At 33.1% G+C, this 14,131-nt stretch carries 12 protein-coding genes; 8 read left to right on the top strand and 4 right to left on the bottom strand.

Going from position 1 to position 14,131, the window contains the following annotated elements; translation table 11 throughout:
• Nucleotides 1-360 precede the first annotated feature (360 nt).
• Nucleotides 361-1,794: a DDE-type integrase/transposase/recombinase gene (locus KTC94_RS15910; RefSeq protein WP_258280699.1), complete on the bottom strand. Its 1,434-nt coding sequence runs from the start codon at nucleotides 1,792-1,794 to the stop codon at nucleotides 361-363.
• A gap of 174 nt (nucleotides 1,795-1,968) precedes the next feature.
• Here KTC94_RS15910 and gltS point away from each other — a divergent pair, with 174 nt between their 5' ends.
• Together gltS and KTC94_RS15900 are read left to right on the top strand one after the other, a co-directional pair.
• Nucleotides 1,969-3,201, top strand: coding sequence for a sodium/glutamate symporter (gene gltS / locus KTC94_RS15905; protein WP_220287364.1), 1,233 nt, complete (start codon nucleotides 1,969-1,971; stop codon nucleotides 3,199-3,201).
• A 286-nt stretch (nucleotides 3,202-3,487) separates the two neighbouring features.
• Entirely contained in the window at nucleotides 3,488-4,003 is a 516-nt protein-coding gene (locus KTC94_RS15900; protein ID WP_216303241.1) for a hypothetical protein, read from the top strand.
• A 98-nt stretch (nucleotides 4,004-4,101) separates the two neighbouring features.
• On the opposite strand, the gene KTC94_RS15895 is transcribed toward KTC94_RS15900, so the two are convergent.
• Nucleotides 4,102-5,283, bottom strand: a complete 1,182-nt coding sequence (locus tag KTC94_RS15895) for a MalY/PatB family protein (protein WP_220287366.1) — start codon at nucleotides 5,281-5,283, stop codon at nucleotides 4,102-4,104.
• A gap of 664 nt (nucleotides 5,284-5,947) precedes the next feature.
• Between KTC94_RS15895 and KTC94_RS15890 the strand changes: the two genes are divergently transcribed.
• The 3 genes from KTC94_RS15890 to KTC94_RS15880 all read left to right on the top strand — a co-directional run bounded on the left by KTC94_RS15890 (nucleotide 5,948) and on the right by KTC94_RS15880 (nucleotide 8,967).
• Nucleotides 5,948-7,210, top strand: a complete 1,263-nt coding sequence (locus KTC94_RS15890; protein WP_220287368.1) for a dicarboxylate/amino acid:cation symporter — start codon at nucleotides 5,948-5,950, stop codon at nucleotides 7,208-7,210.
• Nucleotides 7,211-7,579: 369 nt separating this feature from the next.
• A complete protein-coding gene (locus KTC94_RS15885) occupies nucleotides 7,580-7,960 on the top strand; it encodes a RidA family protein (RefSeq protein WP_216303244.1) in 381 nt (126 codons plus the stop codon).
• Between the two features lie 17 nt (nucleotides 7,961-7,977).
• Entirely contained in the window at nucleotides 7,978-8,967 is a 990-nt protein-coding gene (locus tag KTC94_RS15880) for a D-cysteine desulfhydrase family protein (protein ID WP_216303245.1), read from the top strand.
• Nucleotides 8,968-9,053: 86 nt separating this feature from the next.
• On the opposite strand, the gene KTC94_RS15875 is transcribed toward KTC94_RS15880, so the two are convergent.
• Complete coding sequence (locus KTC94_RS15875) at nucleotides 9,054-11,099, bottom strand: sigma-54-dependent Fis family transcriptional regulator (RefSeq protein WP_220287371.1); 2,046 nt, start codon at nucleotides 11,097-11,099, stop codon at nucleotides 9,054-9,056.
• 191 nt (nucleotides 11,100-11,290) lie between these two features.
• Between KTC94_RS15875 and KTC94_RS15870 the strand changes: the two genes are divergently transcribed.
• Nucleotides 11,291-11,674 carry a GntR family transcriptional regulator gene (locus KTC94_RS15870; RefSeq protein ID WP_220287373.1) on the top strand — a complete coding sequence of 128 codons (384 nt, stop codon included), beginning with the start codon at nucleotides 11,291-11,293 and terminating at the stop codon, nucleotides 11,672-11,674.
• Nucleotides 11,667-12,521, top strand: a complete 855-nt coding sequence (locus KTC94_RS15865; RefSeq protein WP_216303247.1) for an ABC transporter ATP-binding protein — start codon at nucleotides 11,667-11,669, stop codon at nucleotides 12,519-12,521. Before KTC94_RS15870 ends, KTC94_RS15865 begins: the two co-directional genes overlap by 8 nt.
• Nucleotides 12,522-12,842: 321 nt before the next feature.
• On the opposite strand, the gene KTC94_RS15860 is transcribed toward KTC94_RS15865, so the two are convergent.
• Nucleotides 12,843-13,163, bottom strand: a complete 321-nt coding sequence (locus KTC94_RS15860; RefSeq protein WP_216303248.1) for a hypothetical protein — start codon at nucleotides 13,161-13,163, stop codon at nucleotides 12,843-12,845.
• A gap of 117 nt (nucleotides 13,164-13,280) precedes the next feature.
• Here KTC94_RS15860 and KTC94_RS15855 point away from each other — a divergent pair, with 117 nt between their 5' ends.
• Nucleotides 13,281-14,054 (top strand): hypothetical protein, encoded by a 774-nt coding sequence (locus KTC94_RS15855; protein ID WP_216303249.1) that lies wholly within the window; start codon nucleotides 13,281-13,283, stop codon nucleotides 14,052-14,054.
• Nucleotides 14,055-14,131 lie beyond the last annotated feature (77 nt).

The raw sequence follows: 14,131 nt of genomic DNA, 5'->3' as shown, positions 1-14,131 counted from the left end.
TAGCATTTAATTCTACATATATTATTAAAACCACTCTTATGTTTCTATAGATGTCTAGCACTGTTAAAATTAGAAAGTGGTATAATAAAATTAATCAAGACAACGTTTACATTGTCTTGATGTTGATAGTGTTAACTAATCTATGAAAAAACAAGATTAAAAATTTTGGAATTTAAATTGCACCTTGAAAAGTGAAAATATACCTTAAAGGAATGAAATATTAGTTTTGTCTTCATCAAAACCTTGTAATTTTTTTGGTAAATAAAAAAAGTCAGCAAAAATATACCTAATCAGATTGTTCCTTTTTTACGGAACCCTGCCGGGTAAGAAAATTCAAACTATATTAAAAGGTAAATTCACTTATACAACCTGTTTTTCTATTATAAGTTGCTGTGAAAGTTCGATTAACTTTTGCCATTTTGCTGGCATAGTAGAAATCTTTTCAAGTTCAGGGATTGAGTTCAATGGTCCCCAATAAGCGTAGCTATGTGGGCGGAGAAAGTTGTAATATGCTACAAACAACGCCAAGTGCGTGTTGGAACCTTCTTCACTACCAAAGCCATTTGTAACCCTATAGGAAAATTTAAATGTTCTGTTGAGACGCTCTATTATTTGTTTAAGCCAACGATATTCGGTTGAAATAGGATCAGAGTTAGTAAGACCAATTACTTGGATTACATCGAAGTCCATGCCGTTAAGTTTAAACTGTTGCTCAGCAAGCTTATATGCAGTATAGCCATCAGCAACGAATTTAAGTGACTTGCCGGGAAACTCTTTGAACTTATCGAAAGCCATACGCATAGTCAAAATGCAAGGGCCAGTATCACGGCTAAAAGACGCTTGGTATCCTAAAATTGATTTCTTGATAGCGTCCATAACAAGCCAAACATATTGATGGACTCCTTTGACTTTAGTATAAGTTTCATCAGCAGCGAGGTAATCAGTAGGCTTATAGTCATAATTATCGACAAAGGGTTTAACTAAAGCGGCAGCTGTGACGGCGTATCTGCTAACCATGACATGAGATATTTTAACTCCATGTATTTCCCAAAGAGCAAGCGCCGTACGGCGTGTAGATAATCCTAAATTAATGTTATATGTTAGACATAGGCCCATTACATGAGACGAAAAATTTCTGAAATTTAGGCTAGTAGCACCTTTTGGCATAGAAGATAAATCTACATCAAAATAATTCGTTGTAAACTCACGATAAATGTAATGCAGTTTAAATCTGTGCTTATCTTTCTTGTATTCTTTAATATCTTCAAGAGAAAGCCTTGAAAGAGAATTCAGGTAATAATTACATTTTTTATTAACACATTTATGGATATAAAAGTTTTTACGGTCCTTCTTCTTACTTAAAGAGTGTCCACAAAATGGGCAAAGGAAGCTCTCAGTTTTAAAATTAACCTTATTTTTGTTGAAATGCAGATCACAAACTTTGCACCAAAGCTGCCCACGGCCTCCAGCGTTATCGTAGATATAGATGTGCGGAGCGCCACATTGAGGGCAGATGGTCTCTGGGGATACTGGATATTTACCACGAGAATTGACAGGTTTTTTATCCTTACCATGAGAGGTTTTATACTCATCTAATAGTTGATTATAATTAAGCTTTTCAAAAGTTTTGATAGTAGGCAATTTGTCTACAGTAAGTTTTTTATATTTAGGACTTGTCATATCGTATTTTGGAACTTTTAGCGGTATATTTTTAGCAATAAAAATAAGTAATTGTTTAATTTGAGAAAGTAATACTTGATTATAGGTAACTAACATTGATATAATTGTACTCACAATGACACCTTCCTTTTGGTATTTTGTTGAGTTCAGATACAACAATTATATCAAATAGAAGGGGTCATTGTTTTTTTATTTTAAAAACAACTTAAATCCTTGCAAATGCAAGGATTTATATAAAAAAAGTAAAGATAGTGTTTACACTATCTTGATGTTAAAGGAGGAGCAATTATGAAAACAGAATTAGTAGAAGATTTACTTACTCTCAAGGTTGATATGGTAGCAACCTTAGCAACCGCAATTTTATTATTACTATTAGGTTACTGGCTTATAAAAAAGGTAGCTTTTTTTAGAAAGTTTTGTATTCCTGCCCCTGTAATTGGAGGTTTACTATTTTCAATACTTGCCCTTGTTTTAAAACAGAGCGGTCTAATAACAATTAGTATGGATACAACTTTTCAATCTCCTTTTATGATAGCTTTCTTTACGACTATTGGACTTGGCGCAAGTTTTAAATTACTTAAAAAAGGTGGAAAATGTTTAATTATCTACTGGCTGCTATGTGGAGTCCTTGCTATTTCACAGAATGTTATAGGCATTGTATTTGCAAAGATTACTGGAATTCACCCTATGTTTGGTATTATGGCAGGTTCAGTTTCAATGGAAGGTGGACATGGTGCAGCAGCCGCTTTTGGAAAAACTGCTGAGGCTATGGGTATTGCAGGATCTACTACCGTAGCTATAGCTGCCGCCACTTTTGGTCTTATATCTGGTGGTCTTATCGGGGGCCCCATTGCAAAGCATTTAATAGACAAACACAAATTAAAACCTAGTACATCAGATAACTATGACGTAAAATCCTTTGAAAATGTAGTAAGCGACACAGGAAATACAAAAATCACAACGAATATGGTTATGGCTCATATGGCAATAATAACTGTTTGTATGACAATCGGGTCTATTGCCAGCGGATGGTTTTCAACAGCTACAGGCCTTTCTTTACCTGGATATGTAGGCGCTATGTTTGTATCTGTAGCTTTTAGAAATATAAATGATAAAATACACATCGCTAAACTTGATTATTACACCATAGATTTAATGGGCAACGTGTCCCTTGGAATTTTCCTCTCAATGGCATTAATGACATTGAAGTTATGGGAACTTGTAGGACTTGCAGGACCATTATTAATAATAGTTACTGCACAAGTAATATTTATGATATTATACACAGTATTTGTTGTATTTAAATTCCTTGGAAAAGATTTTGATGCAGCCGTTATGGCAGCTGGTATGGCAGGTCATGGTCTTGGCGCTACTCCAAATGCTATAGCTAATATGGGAGCTGTTACTGAAAAATATGGTCCATCTCCAAAGGCATTTTTAATAGTTCCATTAGTCGGAGCATTTCTAATTGACCTCATAGGTATCCCAACTATTGTATTCTTCATGAATTTTTTTAAATAAAAATCCATATAGAAAATATTATTACGATGCCAAGACTTTCAAAAGTACTTACAGCAAGAATTTAAGCAAAAATAACCTTTTCCATTGTTAATAGTGTCGTTAAATTTAACGGCACTATTAACTAACCCTTAACCCGATAAAACTCCTAATCTTAGTACTTTACTATACATTCCTGCTAAGTGTTTAATTAAATTTTACAATGGCCTTATTAAATTTAATTTATTATAGAAGGTATTTGGAAATATTTGGAGAATACTTTCTATATATAATTTAGGAGGCGTGTACAATGATCTATGATGCATTTAAAATAGCTAAACATTTAAATATCAGTAAAGTAACGGCTTACGCTAAGATGAAATTACCTGAAGTAAAACCTTTTTTAATATCCCACAATGGTAAAACATGTGTAGAAGAAAAAGGTCTAGAAGCAATTAAACAAGCTCTAAAATATAATCACTCTTCAGAAGCAGAATCAGAAGTTGCAGTTACAGTGGTGAATCTATTAAAAGAAGATATGATTGAAATACTTAAAAGTAATATCGAATTTATTAAACAGCAATTAACTGTTAAAGACGGTCAACTCTATGATATTAATAAATTATTAGAAAATACACAGGTCCTGTTTAAACAAGAACAAGAGAAAAATAAAATCGTGTTATCATTACCCGAAACCATTAAAGAACACGATATTCAATTGGTTAATAATCTAACTCAAAGTCTTGAAAGACAACGATCCAAAGCAGTAGCCGACGAAATTCTTCACAGGAAAAAAGGAATTTTCCAAAGATTGTTTGATAAATAAGAAATAGCTGTAGTAAAATTAATTATTACTACAGCTATTTCTTTATTTTCATATCCCTCGTTAAATCCAAGTATATCACTGCTTGTTTATAATTTTACCTAATCCTCATCCAATGAATTAACAGCTTTTTCAAGTTGTAGCATAGCTTTCTCAAGTATTGAACGTGGACATGCTATATTTACACGCATATATCCAGAAAGACTACGACAGAAATCATTGCCAGCATTAAGTCCTAGACCCGCCTTATTTATCATAAATTCTTTCAGTTCATCATTTCCCAATTCTAGTTTACGACAGTCAAGCCAAACCAGATAAGTACTTTCAGGTCTGCTAGGTTTAATTTTTGGTATGTTGTTTTTACAAAACTCTCCTATGAAATCAATATTGCCCTCAATATATGGAATTAACTGTGTAAGCCACTCTTGACCATACCTATAAGCTGCTTCTACCGCTACAAGACTAAAGCAATTATTGCGATGGATATCCATACCTCTCCAAAAAACATCAAATGTCTCTTTAACTTCAGCATTCGGAAAAATCACTACAGAAGCCTGTAGTCCTGCCAAGTTGAAAGTTTTTGTACATGAAGTACAGGTGATGGTTTTACTAGAAACCTCCTTTGATATACTAGCAGTAGGAATGTGTTTATTATCCCACAATATCAAATCTGAGTGTATCTCATCTGAAACAATCATTACATTGTAGCGTAGGCATAGTTCAGTAATATGTTCTAGTTCCTCTCGGCTCCACACTCTGCCTACCGGATTGTGTGGGCTACACATAATAAATAACTTTGGTTTCTGTTTTAATTTTTCTTCGAAGTCCTCAAAATCTATTGAATAGACTCCTTCTTGTTCTAATAATTGATTTTCAATTACCACTCTTCCCCAAGATTCTATTACGTCATAAAATTCTGGATAGACTGGAGTCTGTATCAAAATTTTATCTTCTTTATTAGAAAATTCTCTGACAATAACCGATAGAGATGGGACAACACCGGGGCTGAAACTAATTAAATCTTTATTAACTATCCAATTATTTTGAGTCTTTTCCCAATCACAAAAAGCTTCATAATAGGAGTCAGGGCGAGATGTATATCCATAGATTCCTTGCTTCGCTCTTTTGATGATAGCATCATTAATGGGCTTAGCTACCTCGAATTCCATATCTGCTATCCATAATGGTATTACATTAGAAGTTCCAAATTTTTTTTCTCTTTCATCGTATTTTGCAGCAAAGTTGTTACTACGGTCAATTATTTCATCAAAATTATACTTCATAATTTACACCCTTCTTATATTTATTTGTGCAAGAAATACTTGCTATAACATAAATATAGCAAAAATGATGCCAATTTTCTGATTGATCTTTTGGAGCGGTTTTTAAATAAGTATCTACTATATATAAATCTTTTATTGAAAAAATTGCTTTTGAATAATTTAAATGGTTAAAGTTATACAACTTAAACCATTTAAATAAAAAATAATGTCTACTCCTCTTGAATTGCAATCAAAAATTACATCATTCTCATTTAGACCAATAATTCTTCATCTCTAATTACCGAATTTTGTTGAAAAAGAGCAAAAACCTCATTTATTGGCATAAAATTTGCTAGTTACCATTATAGCAAGCTTGATATAAAAAATGAAAGGATAAAAACTATGATTACAAAAATGGAATTATTAAGTTGCTAATGCAAGGAGCAATTGTACTTGTACTCTTATATTAAGCGTACATAATGGAATAGGTATCACACCTATTTTCAATATTTATTCAAAATTATTTTCGTCAAAGTAAACGATACCGTACTTATAAATCGTGATTAATCAACAATGTCATTATTTGTCCACAGATTGTATAACAGGTAATTGCTCAAAATCAAGGATTGTTTGAAATGTCTTTTTATTTCTTAACAATACCAACCAATGAAAAGGAGATATTAAAATGAACACAAAAAAACAAAGCACATGGAAAAACTATCGTTTCTCTATTGTTTTAATGCTATCTATTATAATAGGTAGCATAATTGGAATTGTTTTCGGTGAAAAAGCAACAGTACTTAAACCATTTGGTGATGTATTTCTTAACTTAATGTTCACCGTTGTAACCCCTCTAGTCTTTGTTACCATAGCTGGTGCAGTAGGAAATATGGTCAATATGAAAAGACTTGGGAAAATTATAAGCAACATGTTTTTGACATTTGTTACTACGGGACTTATTGCCGGCGTTATCGTTATTGCTGTTGTCAAGTTTTTTCCCCCTGCTGCTGGCGTTAACCTAACATTGCAATCTGCTAAAGCGTTGGAATCCGTCAAGCTTTCTGATCAAATTGTTAAGACACTAACTGTAACTGATTTTGGCGGCTTATTTTCTCGCTCTAATATGATGCCTCTTATTATATTCTCTATTTTCTTTGGTTTATGTGTTAGTTCCCTTGGCGCTGAAAACAACATTATAGCTAAGGGGTTAGACGCTATGTCCAAAGTTATGATGAAATTTATTAGCATTATTATGTTGTACGCTCCAATTGGTTTAGGTGCTTATTTTGCAAGCCTCATTGGCGAATTTGGTCCTCAGCTCTTGGGAGCTTATGCAAGAGCTATGATTATATATTATCCACTATGTATTGTATATTTTTTTGTTGCATTTTCTGGATATTCATATTTTGCTGGTGGTACTCAGGGTATAAAAATTTTCTTCAAAAACATCTTAGAACCGTCAATTACATCTCTTGCAACACAAAGCTCTATTGCAACTCTACCTGTTAACCTAAAGGCTACTTATAATATGGGAGTTCCAAAGGATATCCGTGAAATTGTATTGCCAATCGGTGCGACCATGCATATGGACGGTACTGTTATCTCTTCGATATTAAAAATTTCATTTTTATTTGGAATATTCGGACAAGGATTCTCTGGAATTGGAACCTATATTGCTGCACTAGCCATTTCAGTTATGGGCGGCGTAGTTATGTCGGGTGTTCCAGGTGGTGGACTTATCGGTGAAATGTTGATTGTAAACTTATTTGGGTTTCCGCCAGAAGCGTTTCCAATTATTGCAACTCTTGGTTTCCTTGTAGATCCTGCTGCAACATGGATAAACTGCACTGGTGACGCTGTAACATCTATGATAGTTACTAGATTGGTAGAAGGTAAAGACTGGATGAAGAAGAATGTTCAATCTTTATCATCTTCTATCAAAGGCTAATGATTTATAGATGTTAACTCTATATTATAGGTTGAATGCTCTCCCCTTAAATAACTGATTTAGTCCTATAAATTCTTAATAATATAGAAAAGGGTTCAATAACATTGGCATAGTTATTGCTTGTAATATAAGTGTATTTGCAAATACGAGTTACAATTAAAACTTACATCGGATGATTTTTAGCATCTAATACTTTATGTACAATAAATCCTAAACTGTAAACTTTAATAATAGTAAGTATTCACCTAATAGTACTATGCTAGGATTAGAACTTGCATTATTAGGTTTACTTGTATATTATTATTGTAAGATAAAAGCTAAAAAGACTTTCAAAATTAAAATATAGTTTCATAAAGAAGGAGATTAATTATGATAAAAGAAATTATTTCAACTAAAAAAGCACCTGCAGCAATTGGACCATATTCACAGGCAATTAAGGTAGGAAATTTATTATTTACATCTGGTCAACTACCATTTGTACCAGAAACCGGAGAACTTATAAGTGGCGACGTAAGAAAAGCTACAGAAAGATCTATTGAAAATTTAAAAGCAATATTAGAAGAAGCAGGATCATCTCTTGATAAAGTCGTAAAAACGGTAATTTTTCTTAGAGATATGAATGATTTTGCAATAGTAAATGAAGTATACGAAAGCTATTTTACTTCAAATCAACCAGCACGTTCATGTGTCCAGGTGGCAAAACTGCCTAAAGATGGAATACTTGAAATAGAAGCTGTAGCATTTGTATAAAAAAGGAGGAGTAATCAATGATTAAAATTCCTGAAAAAATAACGTTTGCAAACTTACCCACACGAATAGAAAAACTAGAAAGACTTTCTCAAAAACTGGGCGGACCTAATATCTATATAAAAAGAGATGATCAAACAGGAACCGAAGTATCTGGTAATAAAATAAGGAAACTTGAATTTTCTGTAAAGGAAGCCCTTGATCAAAAATGTGATGTACTTATTACCTGCGGAGGAATCCAATCTAATCATTGTAGATCTACGGCAGCAGTCGCTGCAAGACTTGGAATGAAATCAGTCCTTGTTTTAAGAGGGGACTCAGAAACAGAATCAGATGGTAATTTGTTTATAGATAAGCTTTTGGGAGCTGAGATTCGTTTTGTTACTCCAGAAGAATATAAAAATAATAAAGCTGGAATTATGGAACAAATCAAAGCGCAATTAGAGGCAACGGGCTGTAAACCTTATATTATACCAGAAGGTGCTTCTAATGGGATTGGTGGATTTGGGTACTATAATGCCATGAAGGAAATTATTTGCCAGGAAAAAGAGCTAGGTGTACATTTTGATAAAATTGTACTAGCCGTAGGATCTGGTGGAACCCATTCCGGACTGTTTCTAGCAAGCAAAACACTAGAGTATAATGGTGAAATCTATGGCGTCAACGTTTGTGATGACGCTGAACACTTCAAAAATGAGATTTATAAAATAGCTCATGAAAGTATGCAATACATCGATGTGAATTTACATATTTCTAAAGATGAAATTCATATTATAGATGGATATGTAGGAAGAGGATATGCTCTTAGCAGAGCAGAAGAGCTTCAATTTATCCACGACTTTGCAAAACTAGAGGGAATTATTTTAGATCCTGTGTATACCGGTAAAGCAATGTATGGATTAGTACAAGAAATTAAAAAGGGAACCTTTAAAAACTGCGAAAATATTCTATTTATTCATACCGGTGGAGCATTTGGATTGTTCCCACAAAAAGACCTATTTAAGTTTTAAAAATAATAAGTTCATAAAAAGGTATAGCAAAATTTTGCTATACCTTTTCTGAAATGTCGTTAAACCATTTAAATGAAAAATAATGTCTATTTAAGTTGAGATTGCAGTTTGTTGAAAACCTTTATGCCTCGGTCATTTATTTTACTACCACCTCTACCTCGCGACATTTTAATTAAACCTAAATTATTTAAATCGTTTAAAATACCGCGAACTTCTTGTTGGCTTAGGTAGCGTCCTGTTTTTTCTGCTTGCTCAGAAATTGATAATCTACCCATGGAAATTTGTTGAACAAATCCCACATGCAATCTGTCTAGTACAAAAAAATAATCATCTAATTGATTACCTGCTAATTGCTCCAAAAGTTTAGCATCTAGATTAGTGCTAGTATCAGACTTACATTTTAATGTTGACATAGCATTATTGTAGAACCCAGGTGGTAAATCATCGTAATACACTATATCTTTATCTATATAGGTGAGATATTCTACATAGTTGTGTAGTTCACGAATATTTCCATTCCAATTATGAGAGAGCAATGCATTAATTACTTGTGTAGATAGGATGAATTTTCCTCCCAATTTATGTTTAAAGTAGTCAAACAGCAGCATAATGTCTTCACCACGCTCTCGCAATGGAGGAAGCTGAATTGGCAAGGTGTTTAGACGAAAGTAGAGGTCATTACGAAAACTCCCGTTAGACACCAGCTCTTCAAGATTTTCATTGGCTGCAGCTATTATTCGTACATCAATACTAATAATTTTATTGCCTCCAATTCGCATAATCTCTCTTTCTTGAATAACACGAAGCAGTTTTATTTGGAGGGCTGGACTCATCCCTTCTACTTCATCTAAAAATATTGTTCCCCTATGAGCATATTCAAAAAGCCCCAATTTTCCTCCCCTTTTAGCACCAGTGAAAGATCCTTCATCGTAACCAAACAGTTCACTTTCTAGCAGATTATCTGGTATCGCTGCGCAGTTTATGGCAATAAAAGGATAGTTATGACGCTCTGATTCGTTATGTACAGCATGTGCAAAAAGTTCCTTCCCCGTTCCGCTCTCACCTGTAATTAAGACAGTAGAATTGGTTCTCGCCATTTTTTTAGCAATGGTACATGCTTTTTTTATTACATCACTCTCCCCAATGATATCATCAAAGGTATATTTAGCTTTATGACCTTTATTAAGTAATTGAAGACGCAAATTATGTTGTTTATACTCTTCTTCAGTAAATTTTTGTATAGTAGCAAAAGAACCGAGATATTCATCTCCACGTATTACAGGAGTAACGGTTACAGTAATATCCACACCACTCACTCTAATCAAACGATTATTTATCTTTTTTCGCGTACTCCTACACTCCTCAAAAGGTAAAAACGATAAAATTAACGCAGCAGGATGATCGATGGATTGTTCTTTTGTAACACCTGTAATTTCTAGTGCTCTTGAATTACAAGCAAAAATAATATCATCCTCATTCACACCAATAATACCTTCATCCATGATTTCCATCAAAATTTCAAATTGACTTTCCATTTGAAGAGATCTTCCAAACAGTTGATTAAAGCTATAATTATTGACAGCTAAAGAACGAAAATATTCCTTGAATTTTTCCCTCTCTAATAGGTAATCAAATTTTAGCCTCAGTGCTATTTCCACCATTGTGGTTGAATCTAGCACACGCTGCCCAAGGTCGATAATAGTCTTTATATCTTTTGGTACATAACGTAATTCACCTGGTGTTACCGACAGCTCGAACCCACTAACTGGCTTAGCTCCAGGATAATATGGTGTAAACTCTATGTGATTGATGCCTAGTTGGCTGAGTCTAGTTATAGCCTCGCGCACCATTTTTTCACTGAGATTGACAAATAAAGCTTTACTTCCATTTGGAATACTCCTTAAAATATCAAGAGATTTGTTAGTAAAGGCCACTGCAATTTCTACTTTAGGGACATCAATGGGGATGCATTCCTGAAAATCCGTAATGTTTTCAAAAGCATCGGTTGAAACCACAAATAAATCAGCTTCCTTTATTTTTTTAACCGATCCATTTAATACATTATAAGCACACGTGGTTACTAACTCACCAAAAAGCTCTTTAATCTGATTTTCGTAAAATTTTGCAGCCATATAATCCAACGCTACAACAGCTATTCTTTTTTTTATAGGACTCACCCTCTTAAGTTTTAATTATTATAATGTTAATTCTTTTTAAAAAACATGTCAAGGATAGTCTCTAATTAATAAATTGTATTTCAAAGAAATTATTGACATCTTTCTGTGTCTATCTTATAATAACAGTAGACAAGGAGGTCATATGTTTGAATATTCTTATATCATCCCTTTCTCAAACGCCCATATATGAGCAAATACGAAATCAAATAAAAGAAATGGTACTCAGCGGAAAGCTAAAATCCAAGGAGCAATTGCCATCAATAAGGCTTATGGCAAAAGATTTGAAGGTTGGAATCATAACAGTAAAACGTGCTTATGAAGAACTTGGAAAAGAGGGTATTGTCATCAATTTACAAGGACGAGGATGCTTTGTGGCAGAGATTGACCGAAAAAAAATTAAGTCAATACACATTGACATGCTTCATGAACAACTTCTTGAAATTAAAGAATTTACAGACGCTTGTGGCATATCCCCTGAGGAAATGCTTAAAGTTATAAATGAAATATACGGAGGTAGTAAAAATGACTAATAAGGCTTTGGAAATCAAAAACTTAAATGGAAATATAGGAGATTTCTCTTTGGATGATATAAGGTTTTCAATTGAAAAAGGAACTATCATGGGGTTTATAGGAAAGAATGGTTCAGGAAAAACCACCCTTATTAAAACAATACTTAATATGATTCCAAAAACTTCGGGACAAGTATTCTTCGATGGTACTCCTATGTTTGGAAATGAAGAAACAGTTAAAGCAAAAATAGGAGTTGTCTTTGACAGTCTAATTTATCCTCTTAACCTCAAACCTATTAAAATTAAAAAAATGATATCACCCTTTTATAAAACCTTTGATGATAAAAAATTTGACGAACTTATGAAGCGCTTTGAACTTAATCCAAGTAAAAAGCTTAAAGCATATTCAAAAGGTATGCAGATGAAATTCGGAGTTGTAATGGCACTATGTCATAATCCAGATTTAATTATACTTGACGAACCCACAGCAGGCCTTGACCCAATCGCAAGAGCTGACGTAATTGATTTACTCTTAGAACTTATGCAAAATGAGCAAAGATCCATACTATTTTCAACTCATATTACAAGTGATCTTGAAAAAATTGCAGATTATATAACAATGATTGATAATGGTAAAATTGTTTTTTCTAAGGGGAAAGATGAAATGCTTGATACCTATCTCCTTGCACATATTGAAAGAGAATCTATGACAGATGAAATTAAATCTGGACTTGTAGGAATAAAGGAAACGACCTTCGGATATGAGGGTTTATGCAACAAAAATCTAAAACTTCAAAATTTTGAAGGGGTTAAAACTGCCAGGCCTACAATTGAAGATATTATGCTTTACATGGGTGCGAAAAAATGAAGATGAATGGAAACTACCATATATCAAGTTATAGAGAGTTTTACAAGGAGATGGAACAATGTTAAAGAAGTTGTTGAATTATCAGACGCTTTTAAGTTATTCATCAGGGATTGCTAGTACGGAAAACTCTTTAAAATCGAGTTTCTTCACTGTATTTATTTACGTGTTATTTTTGTTTACTTTATCATTAATATTAGACGCTGGAGGATTGGTATTTTGCCCCATATTTTTTACTTTACATGCAGTTTATTACACTATAAATTCACAAAACAAATTATTTGAGATTGTACCAGTTCCAAAATTGTATTCCATTATAAATATTTATTTATTTGTTCTTGTAAAAAATCTCTGTTTTACTGTTGGAATTACCTTAGGACTCATACTAACTGGACTTTCACCACAATCGACCGACGTTTTGGATATGATTTCATTAGCAAATAATTGGAAAGCTGTATTAGTAACAAGCTGCATATCTACTATAATAGCAAGTGTCTTATTACCCATATTTTTTATAAGGCTTAATCCTCTTAGAAAAGCCCTTACAATATCGATAGTTACACTTGTCACAATAGCACTTCTATTATTCGAAAATGCATTGCCCGTTTCGACTGAATTTGGTACATTGCATTTTTTAGAAAGCATTGCAACAATGCCTCATTACAATGAATTTTTATTATTATTAGTCTGTGTCTGCGTAGTAATAATCCCTATTTCAATGTTAATATCCTACAGACTCTATAAAGGAAAGAGGTGCTTAGTATGTTAAAAAAATTTATTGCATATCAAAGGCTATTGCTAAATTCATATCCTCCAATTGATATTAACTCACCAGCCCCTTTAAAGGTATTACTTTATGTTTTTGCTTTTGCTGTAATAATTTTCATGAATATATCTATATTTTTCGGAAACACAGCAATTTTCGATTCTTTTTTACCTTGTAATTTGCCTATTATAATTGTATGGATGATTAATGGGATACTTCATGGTGATCACAAACTTTTTGAAACTGTTCCTGTAAGCCGAAAATATACAGCGTTAAATATATTTTTGCTACCAATAGTTATGATATTTATAATGTACATCCTATTCTATATTTCTGGTGCTGTGTTACTCGGTAGTATATTTGGATTTGTATACCTTACGGATTCCCAAGGTTTTAGTAACGCTCCTCCAGACTCTGCTATAAATCAAGTAATAGACACAACAAAAGGAGATCTATTAATGTTATGCATATTAGTAATAATTGTTTTTGTGGGAGTTGCAATTACTTTTATAAAAAGCAAAAAACTTAGGCTCTTAAGTTTTGCTGGGTTTGCTACTATCGGTTATGGACTTTTAGCTTTTCTAAAATCTTCTATGCCGATATCATCATACACTGGCGAAGTAGAATTTTTTGAAAGTTTTTCTATAATGCCTCTAGGAACTACTATTCTGATTTGTGTAGCTATTGCTACAGTTATAATAGGCATTGTCTCGGTTTTCATAGGATATAACCTTTATGTAGGTAAACCAACTGGTAGTAATGACTACTAGTTTTCATTAACACAAGATAGACATGCGACTTCTCTCATGTCTATCTTTTTATCTACTCCGCTCTTGACCATTCAGCA

The sequence above is a fragment of the Clostridium sp. CM028 genome, assembly GCF_030585565.1.
GTDB lineage: Bacteria > Bacillota > Clostridia > Clostridiales > Clostridiaceae > Clostridium_AD > Clostridium_AD estertheticum_B.
Note: the sequence above shows the minus strand (reverse complement) of the source record. Positions and strands in the feature narration are given on the sequence as shown.